Genomic DNA, 19,471 nt, shown 5'->3' on the forward strand with positions numbered 1-19,471 from the left:
AGCTCTGTGCTTCGGTGCGGGGACGGAGGGGGCAGCGGGTGCGACCGGGGCCGGCGGGCGGTCGTCGTGCGACGGTGGGTGGTGCCGGCGGAGCTGTGGGACGGGCGGTGAGTGTGCGGATGCGGTCGTCCAGGGCGAAGGCGACCTGTGCTGCGGGCACTTCCTGGCGCGTGTGGGGGACGAGGGCCGGGTTCGGGGTTGGGAGGCTGAGCGGAGTGCCGGTGCGCGGTAGCGAGCTTGGGTCGGTGAGTGCGGCGATCAGGTGTGTCGGTGTGTGCTCGCCGACTCGGGCCTGCCACCCGGGAGGCCGGAAGTCGCTGAGGAGGGTGGTGGCCCATCAGGCGCCGGTCGGCTCGTGCAGGTCGACGCGTACCGTGCCATCGGGTGAGACGAGCCGGTTGTGGTTGGAGGCTGGTGGCCAGCCGGTACCCAGGAGTGGTTCCAGCGCGCCGCCGGCGTTCGCCGGGTCGGCGGTGGGATCGGTGAGAGCGTCGGTGAAACCGGCGGTGATCTCGACCGGGGTGTGGGCGCCGAAGCTCACGTACCAGGCGGGCCGGTCCGGCCCGGAGGCGTGGTGAAGGGTCCACCGCTGGCCGTCTGGGGCGGGCTCCAGGCGCAGGAGCGCCTGCTGGTCGGGGCTGGAGAGGAGTACGCGCGGCACAAGGGGGCGTGGCCGTAGCTCCAGCCGCAGGCGCGGTGCAGGGGCACGGTGACCAGGCGGGACCGCCCCCGCCGGCCAGGTGCCGCGGTGCGATGCAGTCGACCTCGACGGTTTCCGGGCTCTGGGGCATGGTCACCTCCGCACCGTGTGGGTCGGGCCTGCCGCGAGGGTTGCCCGCGTGGTCGGGTGCGGCGCCAGGGGTGAAGGGGCGTGCCGGGCAGCGGCGTTGATCTCCTGCAGGGCATGGCCGTGGATGGCCCAGTCGTCGAGGTAGCTCCAGCACTCGGCGTAGTGCGCGGCGAGGGCGTCGTCGAATGCGGGGGTTCCGGGTTTGGCGTCGGCAGGGAGACTGTCGCGCGTGCGCAGCCACTCCTCGTGCAGGGCGTCCAGCTTCTCGATCGCGCCTCGTAGGACGCCGAGCTGGTACACCCAGCGGGTCTGCACCGAGGACGGCGGCAGGGCGGCCAGCTGGATGTCGGCCGTGGCGAGGAGGTGATGGGCGCCGGCGTGGACGGTTTCGAACGCGGCGGCGGTGTCGGTGTCGCGCTGGCTCTGACGCCGTCCGTAGGCGTGGTCGTCGTACGGCCAGCCGTCCAGGTCGGTGTGCTCGTCGGAGTAGGCGTCCCAGGCGTCGAGGATCTTCTTGCTGTTGCGAATGTAGCCGTCGAGGTGCTGCAGGGAATCGCGGTGTGCAAGCGGGGCGAAGGAGATGGGCGGAGGTCCTCTCGGGTCAGCGACGTGCGGCCGGACGGGGGTTGCTCGCGGCCGTCGCCGCGGCGGTGGTGGTGAGCCGTTGACGCCGGCGGGCGGCGCGGGCCTGGGCGCGGATCGCGCGGAGCCGGGCGGTGTGTGCCGCGACGACCTCCTGCGGTGTCAGCGGGCTGGGCTGCTGAACGACGCTGTGGTGGGCGGTGGGGTCGTGTATCCCGCGCTGGAGCGGGGCGCCGTCGGCGAGCGCGGTGACGAAGGCGTTCACCAGGTGGGTCGGGGTGCGGCCGTCGAGATAGGCGCGCCAGATCAGTGGCCCGTCATGGCCGCCGTGTCCGCGCTCGCGGGTCTCAATACACCGCGACGGGGCCTCATGGCGGCCGAGGTGCCGCAGCTCAAGGCGGCACATGCCGTCAGGGGAGTGAGCTGTGCCCTGCTCGTCGGTCTCCCAGTTCGCCGCGTGCAGCACCTGGAGGACATCCGGCTGCGCGGTCGGCACGGAGCCGAGCAGGTTATCGGTCAGTTGACCGATGAGTTCGGCGGGCACCAGTGCGCCGAATTCGGCGTGCCAGCCCGGCTCGGTGCCGGTGGGCTCGGCCCGCAGCCGCCACCAGGCGGAGGTGGCGGACTGCGGGTCGAACTGGAGGGTGTACCGGTGGTCGGGGCTGCGCAGGACGATCTCGGGGCTCAGCGGATCGGAGGTGCGGGTCCATCCGGCAGCGGCCAGGCCATGGGTGACGTGGCGGGCGTCTCCGGGGCCGGCGAGGTGGCGCGGGGTGGTGTCGAACGGGATCCGCCAGGCGTGCGTGTCGGCGAAGGCGGTGAGCTGCCGTTCGCTCACCGGCACGAGCAGCCCTCCGGCTCGGGCGCCGTGGCCAGGAGGGCCTTCAGCTCGTCGAGGGTGTAGTGCAGGTCGTACTGATCGGTCTGCTGCCAGGCGGCGGTGCGCAGCTCCGCTATCAGGGTGTGCAGGGCGGCGCTGTGGGGGGTGTCCGGGTGGTCGAGGACGGCGCGGGCGAAGGCGCGCAGGGTGTCGCCGAGCTGGATGGGTAGGCCCGTGTACTCGTCGAGCAGGGGCTCCATCAGGGTGAGCACCTGGCCGGGATCCGGCGTGTCGCGCAAGTACTCGGTGAGCCGGGACAAGATGTCGGTGGCGGTGCGAACGTCGTTCGCGGTCAGCACGGTCAAGGGTCTCCTTGAGGACGGTGGCGTCGGTCAGCGGCGGGAGCGGGCGCTGGCGACGGTGGTACGGGGACGGGCGGTGGTGTAAGGCCGACTGTTTCGAACGGAGCTGTGGGCCCAGGCAGCGGCGCGGGCTGCGGCGATGCGGGCCTGCTGCCAGGCGCTGAGCTGGGAGGGCAGGACGGACACGGAGGTGGTCCGGATGCGCGCGCTGTACGGCACGCGTCCGCGTGGACGCATCGCGGGCTCCGGACTGGCGAGCGCGGCGGAAAAGCTCTGCACGAGGTGCATCGGGGTGGTGGCGGTGAAGCTTGCGGTCCAGCCGTGGCCCTGCTCGTCCTCTGCGCCGGACCACCACATCGCGCGGCCGTTCGAGTCCTGCTGGAACTGCATCCACGCCGATCCGTCCGGACTCACCGCGGTGACGTGCCCAGCGTCGGGCTGTGTGCGCCACCGCTGCTCGTGGAGCGGTGTCCATACGTTGGGGGCGTGTGCGGAGCGGGGGCGGGTGAGGGCGTCGGTCAGCCCGGCGACGATCTCCACCGGCGTCTGCCGGCCCAGGGTCACCCACCACTCGTCCTGGTGTCCGCTCGCCTGACCGTGGATGGTCCACCCGCCCGGCAGGGTGTAGGGATCGTAGGTGATGCGGATCTTGCGGTCAGGGCTCTGCAGGGACAGGGGGCCGCCGGACTTGGACTGGTCCTTCCACCCGGACGCCCGCAGGAACGCGGATACGTGACGCAGATCGCCGCCGCCAGCAAGGGCTCGGGGCTCGACCAGATAGTGCTGCTCGGCCTGCTCGCCTGGCCCCCAGCCGGTCCACTGCTTCTCCTTCACCGGCGGCGCCGTACCACCAGCGCGGAGGCAGCCGGTTGCGACTCCGCCGGACCGGTGGTCGGCCCTGTGCCGACCGCTCTGATGGTGTCCGCGTGCTCGTCGAGGTCCAGACCGATGTCGTCCAGCTGGTTGGCAGCCCGGCCCAGCGCGAGCCACACCTCGGCGGGCAGGGCGCCGCGCTCGGCCTGGTCCTTGGCGAAGTGCGAACCGGTGATCACCAGAGCGGTAACACGGCCCAGGAGGCCGTCCTCAGCGTCCAGGACGCGACCAAGGACTTGCGCTGCCTGGCCGGTGGGAAGCTCAGCCAGGTGATGGCTGAGCGCTTGAAGCTGACGGGCGATCTCGTCGGCGAGGCGGACTGCGTACGGAGGGGGAAGGGTCATGGTCCTCCTGGTGAGGAAGGTCAGAGGTGATGGGCGAGGCGCCGGGACTCGTCAAGGGCGGCCCCGGGGCGACCGCCAGCCAAGGGGACGACGCGATCTGGGCCCGTGACCACGCAGGCGCGCAGGTAGCGGCGGAAGAGGAGGACGGCAAGACGGGGCTTGCGGTGACCGGAGATGGGCGGAGGTGTGTGCGGTGTTACGGGAACTCCCAGAAGACAGAGAGGGGTTGGAACGGTCACCAGGTGTCGGGGCATCGACTCGCCGGCGTGCCGTTCCATGGCGTTGAGGAATGAGGAGATTGTGGTCCGGACGAAGGCATGCGCAGGCGGGCCGGCCGGGGGGGCCAGGCTGACGGTGTGCTGGCGGCCCTTGGCTTCGCCGACCCGGAGGTGGCCGTTCTCACCCCGCGTGGCTCCAGCTTCCTGGTGGAGGACCCGAACGCGGAGGCGCAGCAGGTGCGGTGGGAGCACCGGCACGTGCACCGCGCTTCCCTGGTGCTGTTCTGGTTTCCCGAGTCGGAATCGCATCAGCTGATCGCCCCGTACGAGCTGGGCATGATGGCTGCCGAGCCGACGCCGCTCGCTGTCGGCGTCGGCCCAGCGTATGTCCGACGCAACAACCTCGTGGTCCAGCTCAGCCTTGCGCGGCCGGGCCTGACGGTGCAGAGCAGGCTGGAGGACACCATCCACCAGGTGCGGGCAGTTCTCGACACGGCCGTGGACGCTGCGGAAGACAATCCGTATTCCGCCGAGCAGCAGTGATCAGCCCCCTCCTGCGGCTCACGGCTCCGTGGTCTGACTCACCGGCTCCTGGCGGCTGTGCTCCGGACTGTGACCGGGGTCGGTGGTGCCGCCGACGGGGTGACGGTGGGCGCGATGCGGCCCGAGGGGTGCTGGAGCGCGACGTCGATGCCCTGGGCGGTGAGCTGCCGACCCACTTCTCGAACGGCGCGGGCCTGCTCGAAGGTGTCGATGCCCATCAGGCGGTAGATGCCGGTCTGTTCGTCGTGGACGAAGCCGTTACGGGTCAGCACGGCCGAGGCGGTGTCACCGACGTTGACGGCAGCGAGGCTGCCGTCGGACTGCCAGGTCAGGACGACCCGGTCCGGATGGGAGGGATGGACGGTCGCGGCTGCGTTGTAGCGGGCCTGGGCAAGCGCTGCGTCGTAGCGCGCCAGCAGGTCGCCGGTGACCAGCTCGGCGCCGAGGAAGGGATCGTCGCTCAGGGCGATGCCGTTTGGCTCGGCTATGCCGCGGTACGCCTCGGCGGACAGGCTGCGGGGGGCGACGGCCGCGATGAGGAATCCGTCCCGCTCGTCGTGCCGGTCGAGGATGGCGAGCTGGGCGCCGTCCTTGCGGGTCAGGACGGCCGCGTGCTGCAGCGGGTGCTGGGCGAGGGACTCGGCGACGAGGTCCAGGTCCCAGATGCGGTCGGTGAGTTCGGCGAGGTCGTCCTTGTGCTCGAATGAGTGGTAGGCGCTGGCCCAGGTGTCGGGCAGTTCGCCGGCGAGGACGTCGGCGAAGGAGACGAGACGCTCTTTGTCAACGTGGTCGTGCATGGTTTCCTTGGGCGGGATCAGGGGGTCAGCGGCGCAGCCCGGCAACGGCCGGGGGAGGTGCCGGCACCGTGCGCGCAGGCGGTGGGCAGGCGCAGACGGCCGACCGTTCCCGTTCAGTGGCGGGACTACTTGGGTGCAGGTGCTGCGGCTGGGGTGCGGGGCGTGCCGGTCGGCGATCGCGTTGCGGGTGTGGGCGAGGTCGGTCTGGACGATGTGGAGGTACTCGTCGGCGAGGTAGCGCAGGCGGCGGGCGGTGCACGGGGCGGTCGTGGCGCCGAGACTGTCGTGGAACTCGGCTGTCGCGACGATCACTTCCCTGATGGCTGCGAGGATGCCGTCGTGGGAGGCCGTCAGCTCGGTGAGGGCGGCGGCCACCTCTTCGGTGGTGGTGGCTTGGCGGATGCGCTCGGCGAGGTGGGTGACCGAGGCGCCTAGCGGCAGGTCGCGGACCGGGCGGTACTTGGTGTCGAAGTCCTCGTCGCAGTCGACGTGGTATCCCACGGCCCGCAATCGGGCCACGGCCTCGGTGGCGAGGGCGATTTCGTCGTCCTCGCCGAGGCCGGTCGGGGCGCGGTGGTACGCGTTGTGGACGCGGACTACCGGGATGAAGCCGGTGCGCTGGAGGACGCTGTGGGCCACCGTGTCGCCGCCGTGGCCAGGACCTCCTGGGAGTGGGGATCGCGGCGGATGGTCAGGAAGCGGTCGGCCAGGGGCAAAGGGACGTTTCTCCTACAGTGATCGTCGTGCGGTGTGCCGCGCGGCGGCCGATGCCGGGGCGACCGGAGGTCGACGAGTCCGCTGCGCCGCTGCGAGTGGGCCGGTGTGCTCGTCGGCGAGCTGCGCCAGGGCTGCCTCGAGCTGCGTAGACGCTGTCGGCGCGGGCCGGGATAGCAGTCGGTTGCCTGGGCGCGGCGGATACGGGGATGAGGCGCAGGTCCTGCTCGATGCGGTGGGCCTCGTCGGAGATCCGCCGTAGGAGGCCGGCGGGCGGCTGCTGCCAGGCGCCGTCGAGCCGGACGAGGTTGACGATCAGGGCGAGTCCTCCCGGCTGCCTCTGGCCTGCGATCCAGGAGCAGCCGTCCTCGTCGCAGGGGATCTCGAAGCCGGCGGCGCGGGGAGGCGGAGGCGGTGGGCGACCTCGGCCCATTCTGCAGGGAATAGGTCACGGTCGTCGGGGTGAAGCCGCGCGTCGAGGTGGAGATCGTCCGTCGGTCCCCGCCGGGGCCGGCAGTGAAAACGGGTGGGCCGAAGGGGATCTTCGAGGTGCTCGGCTCACTGCAGGGATGTCCGTGTCGCCTGCTCGTCGTCCAGGGTGTAGCCGTCCAAGCCCGGCCAGTGGGCGATGACCGTGTGCTCGGTCAGTCCTTCCTCCGGTGTCCCCGGGCATCCCAGTGCCTCGCTGAGCGGGTCGTGCGGGATGCGGGTGCGCTCGTTGACGCTGGGATCACCGGTCGCTCCGGGAGTCGGAAATGTGCACGAGCTGGTTCAAGGCGGTAGTGGTGTACCAGCCGCAGTCGGTCACCTCATCCGTGGCGGGGAACTTCGGCAGCAGGTAGTCGCTCAGCGCCCGCATGTAGATGATGCAGTCCGGGCAGCGGCGGGAGAGGTGGACCAGGTAGCGGGGGTGAGCGGTGATGTATGTCTGTCGACCGCCGTCCGGGTCCCGCAGGCGCCAGCCGTCCTCGTCGGTCGGGGTGTGCCAGGAGGGGGTCACCACCTGCATGGCATCGCCCCACAGGTCGCCGCCGACCACGCCCTTGAGGACGACGACCTGATCGCCGGTCTCGAAGTGCTGGTGGGTGATGTCCCGCTCGAGTGTGAGCGGGTCGGGTATTGGCTTGAGCGCCGGGGTATTCGCAGGGGTCCAGGACGGCGGGAGCATGCGGGTCCTTCCAGGCGGGGCGGAGTGGCGGTGGGAGGAACAATGGTCCGCAGGATCGCCGGTTTGGGTAACCGGCGATCGGCGGCTATGTTCCGCCGATGTCAGCGGAAGGGGTTCTCCGTCCCGCGATCCGCCTCGGTGGCTGCTTCGAGGAGTTCGAGCAGGTCAGCGCCGTCTGCATCCCGCTGGTCGATCCACCATCCGGCCCGGGTGATGGTGCGGACCTTCTCCTCCAGCTGAGCCCAGTCCGCCTCGTCCCAGGTGCCTTCGGCGACGAGTGCGGTGTGCGCAGCCACCATCAGTTGGTGGCGGGAGCGCTCGCCCCAGTCCAGGGCCCGCTCCGGGCCCTCCAGCGGCGGCATATCGAACTGGGCGGCCCACTCGGCTGCGGCCTGCTGCTCCTTGGCGCGCTTGGCGGCGAGCCACTGCTCCTTGGACTCGGAGTCGGCGTCACGGGTGGCCTTCCAGCAGTCGGTGCAGGCCTTGGTAGCGAGCCAGCGTGTGAACCCGGCACGCTTGTCTGCGGCGCGGTCGGACAGGTCATGGGTGATCTCGTGTCCACAGGAGTGGAGGACGCTCCACTGTGTACGGACAGCCAAAGATGAATCTCCTTGAATCAGGGGGCATTAGGGGCGGCGCACTGCCGCGGCAGTGCCCGGCGGGGCCGCCGGCGATGTGGTGTCCAGGACAGGGCGCGGGCCGCGTCCAGCAGGTGGCCGGCGTGTTCGGCGAGGTAGGTGGCGTATGCCTCGGCGGAGGGGTTGTTCCAGCAGGCGATGGCGGCTGCGGCGGCCTGGCGGCGGATGGTTCGTCCGTAGCGGTCCCGGGTGGCGTCGAGCGCCGCCTCGTTCTCGTGGTCGATGACGGCCATGCGCAGGCGGGGGTCACCGGCTTGGCGGGCGAGTTCGTTGGCCGTAGGGATGTGGGTAGTCGCTTCTCCTGGAGTGTGGATCAGCGGCCTGTGCGGCGCCAGGGAGGAGCGCGGTCATGGCCGGCGGCCGTGAGGCTCCGGGCGGTGGGGCCTGCTCGGGGACGTCGGCGCGCAGGTCGGGGTCGAGACGCACCGGGTAGCGGGCGGCGGTGAGCATGCCTGCTGCCCAGGTCGCGTGTTCGTTCTCCCAGTCGCGCCCCAGGTCGAACGGGAGCCGAATCCAGTGCCCGCGCAGCGTGGGCTCGAACAGGAACCCGGCACGGCGCAGGACCTCTGCGGCGAAGGAATCGAGCACACCTTCCACTTCGACCTGGCCGCCCTGTCCCCGGGTGATGGTGATCGGCTCGGTTGTGGGCTTCACCGGGACCGCCCGGTCGCGGAGGCGGTGAGGTGTACGGTCGGCGCGTAGGTGGGCTTGGGGGGTACCGGCTGTGCGGGCGGTGCTGCGGTGGTGGGCGCCCCACCGCGTTGGGTAGACCGGGCGGCGGCGGCCTGCGCGATCCGACTGTGCCGTTGCAGCAGCCTGTCGGAGGAGGCAGGGCGCGGCGGACGCGCTGAAGGCGTCAGGTCCAGGGCTACATCTGCCTGGACGGCGAAACCGAGGCGGCGCAGGTCTTGGACGGCCTGGCGGGTACGGCGCGGCCCGTCGCGCTCGGGCTCGGTGAGCCGGAACAGGCCCGGCGTGCCGGGGACGGGCTCGAACTGCTCCCGGGTGAGGAACCAGTGGGCCAGGTGCACCGGCATGGAGGACGTGAAGGCCGCGACGAAGCCGTGCTGGGGATGGGTGCCGAAAGCGAATTGAGTGCCAGGGTCCAAAGAGCGGTTCTCCTGATGGTGGGGGCGCCGCAGGTCAGCGGTGGGGTGTGGGGCCTGCCGGTGAGATGGCACAGCTGGGGCCGGCGCCGTGATGGGCAGGGCGGAGCGCGGGGCCATCGGAATCGGCGCGGCTATGCGCTACACCCTGGTCCTCTCACAAGCCGACCCCGAAGGCGACGCCGGGCAGCAGCTGACAGGAACCCAGGACCTCACCTGCACTCATCACTGCACCTCACGGAGCCGGAGCGGCAGCAAAGGCGCTTCAGTTTTCGTGAATTCGGCGCTTCTTCAATGCATGCGGGCATCTGTATCGAAGAGCGCCAGTTCATACGAGTGGAGCAGGTGTTGGACGATGAAAGATCGTCCGGCTACCTTCCACAGTCCGCGTCCGCGGTTGAGGTGCGCGATGGCCTCCACCTCCACAGAGGTCAGGCCGAGCAGGGAGGCCGCAGCGTGGAGCTGGTCGGTTTCCTGCCGGTAGATGATGCGGGTGGAGCAGTCGGCCAGGAGGCCCTCGGCGAGGGCGCGGCCCTGGGAGCCGGCGTCGCCGGCGGTGAGCAGGTCGGACAGCCGGTGGATGACCATGAGGTTGGCGATGCCCAGACCGCGGGAGAGCTTCCACTGGGCCTGCATGCGTTGGAGCAGGCCTACGTGGCGCATCAGGCGCCATGCCTCGTCGTAGACGATCCACCGTCGGCCGCCGTGGGGGTCGGTGAGGGCGGATTCCATCCAGGCGGCAGCGCAGGCCATGGCGAGGACGAGGGCGGTGTCGTCGCCGGAGCCGCCCAGGCGTGACAGGTCGATCGTGAGCATGGGGACGCTGGGATCGAAGCGCACGGTGGAGGGGGCGTCGAACATGCCGGCGAGGTCGCCGTGGACCAGGCGGCGCATGGCGTGCGCAAGGTCGCGGGCCGCGTCGCCGAGGCGGCCGGACATCATTCCGGCGGCTTCGTCGAGCGCGGTGGGGTCGTTCAGGACGGTGGCGACGTCGCCGAGGAGTGGGGTGCGGCCGCTGGCGGCGGTGCTGGTGACCGCGGCGTCGAGGGCGACGTCAAGGGCGGTGTGCTCCATCGGCAGCAGGTCCCGCCCCAGGACGGTACGGGCGAGCGAGCCGAGCAGCAGCAGGCGACGCTTGCGGATCTCGCCGACCCAGTCCGCCTCCGGGATGCTCTCCGGCCGGGGCGCTGCGTCCAGCGGGTTGAGGCGCCCAGGCAGCCCGGGGCCCAGGGCGACGGACGTGCCGCCCAGTGCTTGGGCGACCGGTGTCCACTCGCCCTTGGGGTCGCACGGAACGTAGACGCGATAGCCGAAGGCCACGCTGCGCAGGGCGAAGCTCTTGGCCAGCGCGCTCTTGCCCTGGCCGATGACCCCGGCCAGCAGGACGTTGGGGTTGGTGAAGCCCTCGATGCGGCCGTACAACGCGAACGGGTCGAAGACGAAGGACGCTTCGGCGTGGACGTCCCGGCCGATGTAGATGCCCTCGGCGCCGAGACCGCCTTCGGCGAGGAACGGGTATGCGCCGGCGGCGATGGCGGTGGTCATGCGATGGGCGGGCAGCTTCAGCCGGTTTCCGCGCGCGGAGGCCGGTCCCGGACGCCCGCTCGGAGGGAAGAGCGGGGCGGGCGTCTCCTGCTCGGCGGGCGTGGCGCCGGGCTCGTGGGCACTGGCTTGGGCACGGGCCTTGGCCACTGCCTCGGCGAGTTGCCGTCGGGCCGTCTTGCGGCCGGCGCGGTCGGTGCCGTGGGGGGTGAACAGGGGAGAGGCCGATGCGCGGCGGGCGCGGCGGGCGGGCCGGTGGCTCATGGGTGGGGCTCGTTTCGGCAGCGCGCGGTCAGATGGCGCATGTGCTGGTGTGCAGGGCGGTGGGGGTGGTTTTGCGACGGATGGTGTGTCCGGTGGCCAGATGCCGCTGGCAGATGGTCAGCACCGGCGGCCCTTCGGGCAGGCGCTCGGGTCGGCAGGGCTCGCGGGGGCCGTCAGCCGGTGGGACGGTGTGGAAGGCGTCGTGGACCGCGGCGGTGGCCTGCCACAGCCGCAGATGCGAGGTGGCGAGGTGGCGTCCGGCGGCCGGATGTGGGGGCCGGGTGGCGTCGGCGAGCCGGTCAAGGAGCTTGTGGGCGGCTGTGAGGTGGGCGTGCAGTGCGTCGAGGTGCACGCGGTCCGCGGGTGCGGTGGTCGTGCGGGCGTGATGGCGCAGGCCAGCGGTGGCGGCGCGCAGGTAGGGATGTGCGTCGGATCCAGTCGTGGAGGAAGTGTTCAACGAAGTCCTTGGGAGCAGCGGTTCAGCGGCGCCGGCTCGGAGGTAGGGATGGGGCGGCGGCCGGGGCCGGGTGCTGGGCACGCGGGCCTCTGCGGGAGTCGCCGAAGCACCCTGCTCCGGCCGTAGGTCGACGTACCTGCCGGGTCCGGGAGGCCGGGGTGGCTCTGTTCCGGCACGTAGACGATGTCCGCGCTGTGCTCGGAACTGGCGGCGTCGGCCTGGTAATAGTCGAGGACGCCGGGGAGCGTGGCCAGCACTCGGGCGGCGTCGTCGAGGTTGACGGCGTTGACGACGAAGCTGGCCGGTGCCTGACCGTCGTGCCGCTCACTTCCGGCGGGCCTCAGGGTGAAGGCACGAGGAGCGGGTGGGCCCGCGAGGTCGGCGAGGCGTTGTACGACGGTGTCGAGGTGGTCGCTGGCCTCGATGGCCGTCGTGATGCGGGCATCGTCGCGCTCGGGGTACTTCTCCTCGATCACGTAGCCGTCGCTGTCCCGGTACTGATGGAGACGTGAGCGGTGGCGGCTCGCCAGTTCTTGGCAGGAGGCGAGCAGGCCGCGCAGTTCGCCAGGCGGTCGTTCGTGTTCGGTGGTCGATGTCAGAGTGCGTCCCGGGGTGGACAGGCTCACAGGGCGGTGCGGGCCAGAGGGAGGGAAGCGAGGGTGAAGGCGTCGGGCTGCTGGTAGTTGAGGCGGCGCAGGTCGACGCTGGCGGTGACGGCGGCGGTTTCGATCTGGGCGCAGGCGGCGTCCAGGAGGGCGTCGGTGTCGGCGGTGACGGTGACCAAGCCGGTCAGGGCGACATCGGCGTGCCCGGCGATGAGCTGGCGCTCGCGCTGTTTGACGTCGGCGTACTCGACGGAGTCTTCCTCGCTGTCGACCTGTCCGCGGCGGGCGCGTTCGTTGGCGTCGGCGACGATCGCGGCCTTCTTGCGCTGGACGTCCCGCAGCGCGGACTCCAGGCTTTGCGGCACGTATATAAGGGACAGGCTCCGGCGAACACCGGCGGTGAACATCAGCCCGTGCAGGAACCCGGCGCTCATCTCGGTGCGGGGCCAGTTCTCCACCCAGTACGTGGCGTGGCGGGCGGTGTCGGTGGCGATCCGGTCGTACTCCTCGACCTGGACGACGGGGCCGGCGGCTGCGGGATCGGCTTCGGCGCGGCCGGACTCGGACCACTGCTGCAGCGCGGAGAGGGACTTGGGGTCGTAGGCGGTGCGGATGACGGCGGCGATCTCCGGGGCGGTCAGCCACCCGGTGACCGTGAGTCCGGCGCTCCGGGCGGCCTGGGCGACGCTGGCGGTGGTCTGCTGCATGACGGTGAACGCACCGGGCAGCCCACCGCCGGCCTGGCTGATGACGCGCTTGGCGGCCTTGAGGTCGAGGGAAATCGCGAGGTAGGTCTCATGCGGGGCGGCGGCGGGACCGGCGGAGGTGACGAGTTCGGCGTAGATCTGCCCCGCGACCGGGGCCTCGGCCTGTCCGTGCTGGGCCCAGTGCCGGGTCAGGGTGTCGCCGGAGTCGGGGACGGTGCGCTCCAGGACCTGCACGGTGGCGACGTGTCCGGTGCGGGCGATGCCGGCCAGGGCACGCCCCCATCCATTGACGTTGTGGTTCTGGGTGGCGGGGTCGAGCAGGGCGAAGGCGCGGCTGCTGACGCGGGCGACGGCGGTCAGGGTCTGCCGGTGCGGGTCGTAGACGGCCGAGGCGCCGCTCGCCGAGTCGCCGGGGGTGACGACGCGCAGGGAGGCGGCGGTGCCGGGCAGGTGGAGGAGGCCGTCCTGCCGGGGCCGGGTGACGGGCCGGGCGAGCCACAGCGTCTGGCCGGTGCGGCGGCGCTGGGCGTAGCGGGCGACGATCGGCGCCCAGTCGATCAGGGAACGGCCGTGGCGGCGCATGGCGACCAGGGCAGCGACTGCCGCCCACAGCGGGGCCACGGCGATGGCGCCGAGCAGTCCGGTGGTGACGACGGTCACCAGCAGCAGCGCGAGCGCGCAGGAGACGAGGACGAGTTGGGGCAGGGTGAGGCCGAGGAGGATGCCACGGCGGCTCCGGTGCGGGAACTTCACCGTGACCGGAGCGACGGAGAGATCAGACAAGGGGCAGGTCCTGGAGGCGCGGGGGAACCTGGGGGCGGGCGGCGCGGCCACCCGCCCCCAGAGGGCGGGCAGTTGATCAGTTGCCGCTGGGCGGTGGCGAAGAAGCCGTCCCGCTCGTGCCGAGGTTCGGTGAACCTGCGGTCTGCGAGCCCGGGGGCGGCGGGGCACCCTGCGGCGGCGGGGCCGTGGTCGGCGGGGTGGTCTGCCATCCGCCGGGGTGGCCGGCCGCGGTGCCCGAACCGGCGCTGCTGGCTGCCGGGCTGCCACCGACCTGCCCGATGGTGTCGTCGGTGACGCTGGTCGGCGGCGGCTGGACGACCTTCTCCAAGCCGGACTTGGCGGAGCCGCCACCGGACGAGATACCTGAGCCTGTGTCCTGCGAACTCTCCTCACTGCCGCCGGTCGGGCTGGAGGCGACGTCGCCGGGGAACCCGACCCCACCGGGGATTGAGTCCGGTCCCTGCGGAGCCGCCCCGGCTCCGGCTGCGGCTCCGCCGGTGGCGGCGGTGGCTGCCATCGCGGCGGCCTTCCTGCCGGCGCGTTCGGCGTGCTGCTTGGCGAGCTGGACGCCGGTGCCGCCGGCACGGTGCAACGTCTCTGCGTCGGATCCTTCGGCCGCCCAGTGCACAAACTTGAAGGTCGCGTAGGGGCAGAGCAGCACTAGAATCATGATCACGATGCCCGCGAGAACGTCGGCGAGCGCGGCCAGGCCGTCGCTGGCCTCGGTCTTGCCCATCGCGGCGATGCCGAGGACGAAGATGATCGTCATGAGCAGCTTGGAGACGACGAGGGTGGCGGTGGCCTCGATCCAGCCCTTGCGCCAGCGACGTGCGACTTCCCAGCCACCGCCCGCTCCGGCAAAGACCGCCAGGGTCACCATGACGAGGATGCCGACCTTGCGCACCATCATCACGCACCAATACAGGACGGCGCCGATGGCGGCTCCGAGCGCGACGAAGACGGTGACGAGCCAGCCGAGCTCGGACAGCGCGGGGATCTGTCCTACCTTGACGATGCGTCGGACCGCGGAGGCGATGTCCATGTTCGCGGCCTTGAACAGGCCGGCGGACAGGGCGTCGACCACTTCGATCGCGACGGTGGTCAGGGCGATCGCGGCGAAGGCGAAGATCACGCCGGATGCGGTGCCGGTGAACGCCTGGGTGAGGGCTTGCCCGTCGCGGCGGACAGCTGCGCGGACGAGCTGGGCGCAGAAGGTGGCAACAAGGACGACCAGGCCGATGGGAAGGATCGTCTCGTAGTTGTCGCGGAACCAGCCCGCGTTGAGGTCGACACGGGTGGTGGTATCGACGGCCTTGGACGCCAGGTCGGCGGCTGCGGCAGCGAGTTCGCCGGCACTCTTCGCCATCCAGTCGCCGATGGCCTTGCCCGGGTTGGAGGCGAAGTCGACGGCCTCACCGACCGCACAGACCTTGTCCGCGAGGGGGAGATCACAAAACCCCATGAGGACTCCTTCCGGTCAGGGCGCGACGCTCGGGGCGATGGCGACGAGCGAGCAGTCGGCCGAGGGCCTGCACTGGACAGCGAGGGTGACCGAGCGGTCTTCTGCACCGCCGCCCTTGGACCAGGTGATGGTCTGCTTGCCGGTGACGGTCACGGCGTATATGTACGCCTCGGTGATCGCGGCCGGATCGTCGGCGAGTGCCTGCTTGAACGCGGCCGGGTAGTGCGCCTCGGCGACGGTTGCGGTGGCATGCTGCCGCTGGTCGGTCATCCGCGACCACAAGAGCGGATCGGGCATCTGCGCGGAGACCGAGGCCCAGTCGCTGTACTGGCCCTCCTTAGTCATCCATGCCTCCATGCCGGCGAGCTGCTGGGCGTGGCTGGTGGTGCGGGTGTCGTAGGACCAGAGCATCGCGGCGGCGGCCTTGGCGAACTGCACCGGGTCGGAGACCCGAGGCGGCTGTGGAACCGAGCCGGTCTCCGCTTCTGGCTTCTGTGCGGTGGGGGAGGGGTTGGCGCCCGGCGTGGGGGAGGCGGAGGGGGTGGTGTGTTGTTCGCCGCGTCCGGTGATGTAGGCGGTCGCGGCGGCCAGGACGAGCAGGCAGGCCAGCACGATGGCGATGAGAGTGAACCGGCGGTTCGGCGACCAGTTGATGCCGTAGCCGGGGAATCGCTTTTTCATTAGTGAACCTGTGACCCCAGGGCCGAGAAGAAGGCGACGATGCCGTTGGCGGCGCCGAGGCCGAGCGCGGCACCGGCGGCGACGGTGGCGCCCTTCTTTCCGTTGGCCTCTGCCTGGTGGCCACCGGTGTGGTGACCCCAGGCCCAGACCGCGAGGCTGACGGCGAGGGCTCCGACGACGGCGACGATGCCGAAGAGGTTGATGCTGTTGACGACGTTCTTCAGAACGGCAAGGCCCGGAAGGCCGCCGTCCTTGGGGGAGATGCCAGGGTCGTAGGCGAGCTGGAGGAAGCGGTCGGCGAGTGGTGACACAGGTGTGGCGGGCTCCTTGCGTGCGCAGGCCGATGGGGTCCGGTGGGCGGGAAGGCGAGGGGGAGGGGAGAGGCGCGCGAGCGGCGCAAGAAGGGAGGCTGGCGTCAGACGACGCGGCGGGCGGCCAGGACGTCCCAGTCCTTGAGCGGCGTGATCCGGACGGGCTTGCCGGTGCGCGGGGCCTCGATGACCAGGCCCTCGCCCAGGTACATGCCGACGTGCTCCGGGCGGGTCGCGGTGCCGCGGCTGAAGATCAGGTCACCGGGCTTGAGTGCCTTGCCGAAGACGGCCTTGCCCTCGTGGACCTGCGTGTACGTGGTGCGGGTGAGCTGGATGTCGGCCTTGGCATACGCCTGCTGCATCAGCGAGCTGCAGTCGCAGCGGCCCATCGGGTCCGGGCCGTGCGGAGCGGTGCAGGAGCCGCCCCACTGGTACATCGTGCCGAGCTGGTGCATCGCCCAGACGATCGCCGTACGGGCGCGCGGGTCGGTGCCCTTTGGGATCGAGTAGCCCTCCGGGACGGCGCCTTCGGGGATTGGCCCGTACTGGGATCCGTCCTGCGCGGTGCCGCAGTCGGAAATGGCGGTGTCGTCAGTGTCCGTGTCGGAGCTGTCGGAGCTGTCGGAGTCGGCGCCGGCGAAGGTGGCGGCGATGGCTTTCTGCAGCGCGGTCGCGAGCGGTTCCCACTGTGCGTAGGCGTCCGGGTAGGCGGACTTCTGCACGGCCTGGGCCGCCTGCGTCACGGTCATTTGCTGCCAGCCCTTCACCTGCAGCAGCGCTTTGTAGAACCCTTCACTCGCATGGACGGGATCGCGGATTTGGTCGGGAGTGCCCCAGCCCTGTGACGGGCGCTGCTGGAACAGGCCGAGGCTGTCACGGTCGCCTCCGGAGAGGTTGCGCAGCCGGGACTCCTGCATGGCCGTGGCGAGCGCGATGACCTGTCCGCGCTTGGGAATGTGGAGGCCGATCCCGGTGGCCACGATCGTCTGGGCATTCGGGATCTGCTCGGCGGGCAGTTCCAGGCCCTCGACGCGGACATGGGAGGCGTCCGCGCCGTCGAGGATCTTCGTGACCTGCTCGACGACCTTGTCGGTGTCCAGGTCGGGCAGGCACTGCAGGGACGAGATGGTGCCCTCGGCGGCTTCGCTCGATGAAGCCAGCATCATGGCCGTGCCACCGAGGAGAAGCGGGGTGAGGAAGACGACGCCGATGCCGGCGGCGAGCGCCTTCAACCAGCCTCGCCCGCTCGCGCGGCGTCGTGTTCGATCAGGGGCGGGCAACGAGACGTCATGGACGCTCCTTCAGTGCAGTTCCGGCCTGTCACGTGCGCATGGGCGTGGTGGAAAGGGACACGGCGGCCGGGGGTGGGCGATCAGTCGTCTGGCCGGCACAGGCGAGTTGCCGCTCGCCTGACGGGGGCATGAGTGAGCTAGGTATGCCGGGGCAGGGAAAGCCTCCGCGAGACAGGGGTAAACACAGGCCAGTGGCGGTGTGCGCCGGGCAGTTCCAAAACAGTAGGTGCAAATCGGCGGCCGACCAAAAAGTTGGCGTGAGGGGTCGGAAACCGGCACCTCAGTCCCGCACTTCTTGGTCGGCCGCTGATTCGCCTCTACAGTTTTGGAACTCCCCCGCCCTATCCGGTCTGCGCCGGGGCGTCTGCATGCCAAATTCCGGCCCTTGGCCCAATGAACGACGGGCTACTTGTTCTGCACCTCTCTCGATTCGGGGTCCCTCTTTGCCTTTTTCCCTTCACCAAGGTGACGCTCTCAGCGTCCTCGCCGACCTGCCGGACGACTGCGTTGATTCCGTCATCACCGACCCGCCGTACAACTCCGGCGGTCGAACCGCCAAGGAGCGCACCTCCCGCAGCGCGAAGCAGAAGTACACCTCCGCTGACGCCGACCACGGCCTGGCGGACTTCACCGGCGAGAACATGGACCAGCGCAGCTACGGCTTCTGGCTGACGCAGATCATGACCGAAGCCCACCGGCTGACGAAGAGCGGGGGAACCGCCCTGCTGTTCACCGACTGGCGTCAGCTCCCCGTCACCACGGATGCCATCCAGGCGGCTGGCTGGCTGTGGCGCGGTGTGCTGGCCTGGCACAAGCCGCAGGCTCGACCGCAGAAGGGCCGCTTCACCCAGAACTGCGAGTTCATCGTGTGGGCCTCGAAGGGAGCGATCGACGGCTCCCGCAATCCCGTTTACCTACCCGGGCTCTACAGCGCGTCTCAGCCGTCGGGTAAGGAGCGGCAGCACATCACGCAGAAGCCTGTCTCCGTGATGCGTGAGCTGGTCAAGATCTGCCCCGAGGGCGGAACCGTCCTCGACTTCTGTGCCGGCTCGGGCTCCACCGGCGTCGCGGCCCTGCTGGAGGGCCGGGACTTCATCGGCGTGGAGAAGACGAAGCACTACGCCTCCATCGCTGCGGACCGGCTGACGGAGACCATCCGCGAAACCCTGACCCAAGAGGACATGACTCTGACGGCCTGAGCTCAAGCTGCCGCTGCTGCTCAGTGATGCTTCCGCCTCACCTTTCCACCGGCTTGTAGGAGGCCAGCCCTTCCATGTCTGAATCCGTAGACCCCGTGCCCGACACGGAGCTGAAGCCGGTTCGCGTGCCGGACCCTCACCTTGAGGGCATCGAGGCCAGCGTCCGGCGACTGATGGAGCAGTCGGCGCAGCAGGCCCAGCAGCTGGACCACCTGGCCTCCGCCCCTGCCCTCGGCGGCGCCTCGTCGTTCGCTGCCTTCGGCATGCCCGGCTTCGGCGGGCCGGGCCCGACCGCTCCGCCGGAGCCGCGCCCGATCCTGGAACTCGAAGGCGAAGAGTACGAGGACGAGCTCGACGCCCTGAGCGACTGGGTCGACGATTTCCTCCTGCCCGTCTACGGGGCGGAGGTCACCACGGCGGCACCCTGGTGTCTGCAGTGGCAGGAGCACGACGACGTCGTCGCGTGGCTGCACGCCCTGTGGCTCGCCTACCAGCAGCACAAGGACCCCGAAGCCGGCTTGAGCGGCCTGTTCGTCTGGCACCGGGACTGCCTCACCCACGCCATCGCGGCGATCCGCGCACCCGGCGGCCCGCTGTCGGCATGCATGACCTCCCCGGACCGACCCGCGCACCGGATTCTGCCCGGCCCGCCGCCCTCGGCCCGTACGGAGAAGGCGAACGCGGCGGGACCCGCGGAGTCCCTGCCTGACGAGCCGACGTCATGAGCGCCGGGCAGCCGGCCTTCGGCCTCAGCTTCGACCCCCGTGCTCTGACCGACCTCCTGCAGGCCCCGAGCGACATCCGCGACCTCACCCTCGCCTGCCTGCAGGAAGTGGTGAACGCGGAGCGGTTCGGGATCAAACTCACCGGCGACCTGGAGGGCTACCGCAAGCTGTTCGTGGATGCCCGCAAGGACTGGCGCGTCGTGTACGGCGTGCGCCCAGCCCCCGAGACCTCCGCCTATCAGCGGGAGATCCACGTGGTCGCCATGCGGCCGCGGGCGAACAACGACGTCTACGACGAGGTGGGTCGCCGCCTGGGGATGACCCGCCGACCGTTGAGCGCTCGCACGCACGCTGCCCGCGCCCGCTCCCCGCAGCTCATGGCACGCGGCCCGATGCCGAAGCCCGGACCGCTGCCTTCCGCGATGCCGGGCCTGCCCCGACCAGCCCACAGCCCAGCACACCACCACGCTCGCTGACACAAGGAGCAC

General features: G+C 70.8%; 24 protein-coding genes. 4 read left to right on the top strand and 20 right to left on the bottom strand.

The annotated features are described in order from the left end of the window. Nucleotides 1-337: 337 nt before the first annotated feature. From IE242_RS38320 to IE242_RS34875, 6 genes are all read right to left on the bottom strand, one after another. Nucleotides 338-661, bottom strand: coding sequence for an SPDY domain-containing protein (locus IE242_RS38320; protein WP_229859861.1), 324 nt, complete (start codon nucleotides 659-661; stop codon nucleotides 338-340). A gap of 132 nt (nucleotides 662-793) precedes the next feature. Then, entirely contained in the window at nucleotides 794-1,105 is a 312-nt protein-coding gene (locus IE242_RS38325; protein WP_229859862.1) for a hypothetical protein, read from the bottom strand. Between the two features lie 286 nt (nucleotides 1,106-1,391). Next, entirely contained in the window at nucleotides 1,392-2,216 is an 825-nt protein-coding gene (locus tag IE242_RS34860; RefSeq protein ID WP_189866662.1) for an SPDY domain-containing protein, read from the bottom strand. Further along, nucleotides 2,207-2,551, bottom strand: coding sequence for a hypothetical protein (locus IE242_RS34865; RefSeq protein WP_229859871.1), 345 nt, complete (start codon nucleotides 2,549-2,551; stop codon nucleotides 2,207-2,209). The genes IE242_RS34860 and IE242_RS34865 overlap by 10 nt, the downstream gene beginning before the upstream one ends. Before the next feature lie 33 nt (nucleotides 2,552-2,584). Beyond that, a complete protein-coding gene (locus IE242_RS34870; RefSeq protein ID WP_189866666.1) occupies nucleotides 2,585-3,388 on the bottom strand; it encodes an SPDY domain-containing protein in 804 nt (267 codons plus the stop codon). After that, nucleotides 3,385-3,771: a hypothetical protein gene (locus tag IE242_RS34875; RefSeq protein ID WP_189866667.1), complete on the bottom strand. Its 387-nt coding sequence runs from the start codon at nucleotides 3,769-3,771 to the stop codon at nucleotides 3,385-3,387. Before IE242_RS34875 ends, IE242_RS34870 begins: the two co-directional genes overlap by 4 nt. 356 nt (nucleotides 3,772-4,127) lie before the next feature. Between IE242_RS34875 and IE242_RS34880 the strand changes: the two genes are divergently transcribed. Beyond that, entirely contained in the window at nucleotides 4,128-4,532 is a 405-nt protein-coding gene (locus tag IE242_RS34880; RefSeq protein ID WP_189866669.1) for a nucleoside 2-deoxyribosyltransferase domain-containing protein, read from the top strand. Nucleotides 4,533-4,570: 38 nt separating this feature from the next. On the opposite strand, the gene IE242_RS39000 is transcribed toward IE242_RS34880, so the two are convergent. The 14 genes from IE242_RS39000 to IE242_RS34955 form a co-directional block, all read right to left on the bottom strand. Beyond that, a complete protein-coding gene (locus tag IE242_RS39000) occupies nucleotides 4,571-5,968 on the bottom strand; it encodes a hypothetical protein (protein ID WP_308436810.1) in 1,398 nt (465 codons plus the stop codon). An 805-nt stretch (nucleotides 5,969-6,773) separates the two neighbouring features. Continuing rightward, nucleotides 6,774-7,211 carry a hypothetical protein gene (locus IE242_RS34895; protein WP_189866673.1) on the bottom strand — a complete coding sequence of 146 codons (438 nt, stop codon included), beginning with the start codon at nucleotides 7,209-7,211 and terminating at the stop codon, nucleotides 6,774-6,776. A gap of 101 nt (nucleotides 7,212-7,312) precedes the next feature. After that, the gene (locus IE242_RS34900) at nucleotides 7,313-7,762 is read right to left on the bottom strand and encodes a hypothetical protein (RefSeq protein ID WP_189866728.1); all 450 of its coding nucleotides are present in this window, start codon (nucleotides 7,760-7,762) and stop codon (nucleotides 7,313-7,315) included. Nucleotides 7,763-7,827: 65 nt separating this feature from the next. Next, nucleotides 7,828-8,082: a hypothetical protein gene (locus tag IE242_RS34905; RefSeq protein ID WP_189866675.1), complete on the bottom strand. Its 255-nt coding sequence runs from the start codon at nucleotides 8,080-8,082 to the stop codon at nucleotides 7,828-7,830. A gap of 13 nt (nucleotides 8,083-8,095) precedes the next feature. Next, nucleotides 8,096-8,503: a hypothetical protein gene (locus IE242_RS34910; RefSeq protein ID WP_189866677.1), complete on the bottom strand. Its 408-nt coding sequence runs from the start codon at nucleotides 8,501-8,503 to the stop codon at nucleotides 8,096-8,098. Then, nucleotides 8,500-8,958: a hypothetical protein gene (locus IE242_RS34915; protein ID WP_189866679.1), complete on the bottom strand. Its 459-nt coding sequence runs from the start codon at nucleotides 8,956-8,958 to the stop codon at nucleotides 8,500-8,502. The genes IE242_RS34910 and IE242_RS34915 overlap by 4 nt, the downstream gene beginning before the upstream one ends. A 288-nt stretch (nucleotides 8,959-9,246) precedes the next feature. Continuing rightward, nucleotides 9,247-10,761, bottom strand: coding sequence for a VirB4 family type IV secretion system protein (locus IE242_RS34920; protein WP_189866680.1), 1,515 nt, complete (start codon nucleotides 10,759-10,761; stop codon nucleotides 9,247-9,249). 28 nt (nucleotides 10,762-10,789) lie between these two features. Next, complete coding sequence (locus IE242_RS34925) at nucleotides 10,790-11,218, bottom strand: DUF6238 family protein (protein ID WP_189866682.1); 429 nt, start codon at nucleotides 11,216-11,218, stop codon at nucleotides 10,790-10,792. Further along, nucleotides 11,215-11,844: a hypothetical protein gene (locus tag IE242_RS34930; protein ID WP_189866684.1), complete on the bottom strand. Its 630-nt coding sequence runs from the start codon at nucleotides 11,842-11,844 to the stop codon at nucleotides 11,215-11,217. Before IE242_RS34930 ends, IE242_RS34925 begins: the two co-directional genes overlap by 4 nt. Then, a complete protein-coding gene (locus IE242_RS34935) occupies nucleotides 11,841-13,313 on the bottom strand; it encodes an SCO6880 family protein (RefSeq protein WP_189866686.1) in 1,473 nt (490 codons plus the stop codon). The genes IE242_RS34930 and IE242_RS34935 overlap by 4 nt, the downstream gene beginning before the upstream one ends. Nucleotides 13,314-13,389: 76 nt before the next feature. Then, nucleotides 13,390-14,775, bottom strand: coding sequence for an SCO6881 family protein (locus tag IE242_RS34940; protein WP_189866687.1), 1,386 nt, complete (start codon nucleotides 14,773-14,775; stop codon nucleotides 13,390-13,392). A 15-nt stretch (nucleotides 14,776-14,790) separates the two neighbouring features. Next, a complete protein-coding gene (locus tag IE242_RS34945) occupies nucleotides 14,791-15,456 on the bottom strand; it encodes a hypothetical protein (RefSeq protein WP_189866690.1) in 666 nt (221 codons plus the stop codon). Next, entirely contained in the window at nucleotides 15,456-15,767 is a 312-nt protein-coding gene (locus IE242_RS34950) for a DUF6112 family protein (protein ID WP_189866692.1), read from the bottom strand. The genes IE242_RS34945 and IE242_RS34950 overlap by 1 nt, the downstream gene beginning before the upstream one ends. A 104-nt stretch (nucleotides 15,768-15,871) precedes the next feature. After that, nucleotides 15,872-16,999, bottom strand: a complete 1,128-nt coding sequence (locus tag IE242_RS34955; RefSeq protein WP_189866694.1) for a C40 family peptidase — start codon at nucleotides 16,997-16,999, stop codon at nucleotides 15,872-15,874. Nucleotides 17,000-17,502: 503 nt separating this feature from the next. On the opposite strand from IE242_RS34955, the gene IE242_RS34960 reads away from it, so the two are divergent. The 3 genes from IE242_RS34960 (at nucleotide 17,503) to IE242_RS34970 (ending at nucleotide 19,459) form a co-directional block, all read left to right on the top strand. Beyond that, the gene (locus tag IE242_RS34960) at nucleotides 17,503-18,258 is read left to right on the top strand and encodes a DNA-methyltransferase (protein WP_189866696.1); all 756 of its coding nucleotides are present in this window, start codon (nucleotides 17,503-17,505) and stop codon (nucleotides 18,256-18,258) included. A 173-nt stretch (nucleotides 18,259-18,431) separates the two neighbouring features. Next, nucleotides 18,432-18,983, top strand: coding sequence for a DUF4913 domain-containing protein (locus tag IE242_RS34965; protein ID WP_189866729.1), 552 nt, complete (start codon nucleotides 18,432-18,434; stop codon nucleotides 18,981-18,983). Continuing rightward, nucleotides 18,980-19,459: a hypothetical protein gene (locus IE242_RS34970; protein WP_189866698.1), complete on the top strand. Its 480-nt coding sequence runs from the start codon at nucleotides 18,980-18,982 to the stop codon at nucleotides 19,457-19,459. Before IE242_RS34965 ends, IE242_RS34970 begins: the two co-directional genes overlap by 4 nt. Nucleotides 19,460-19,471: the final 12 nt, after the last annotated feature.

The organism is Streptomyces poonensis (assembly GCF_014650915.1).
Taxonomy (GTDB): domain Bacteria; phylum Actinomycetota; class Actinomycetes; order Streptomycetales; family Streptomycetaceae; genus Streptomyces; species Streptomyces poonensis.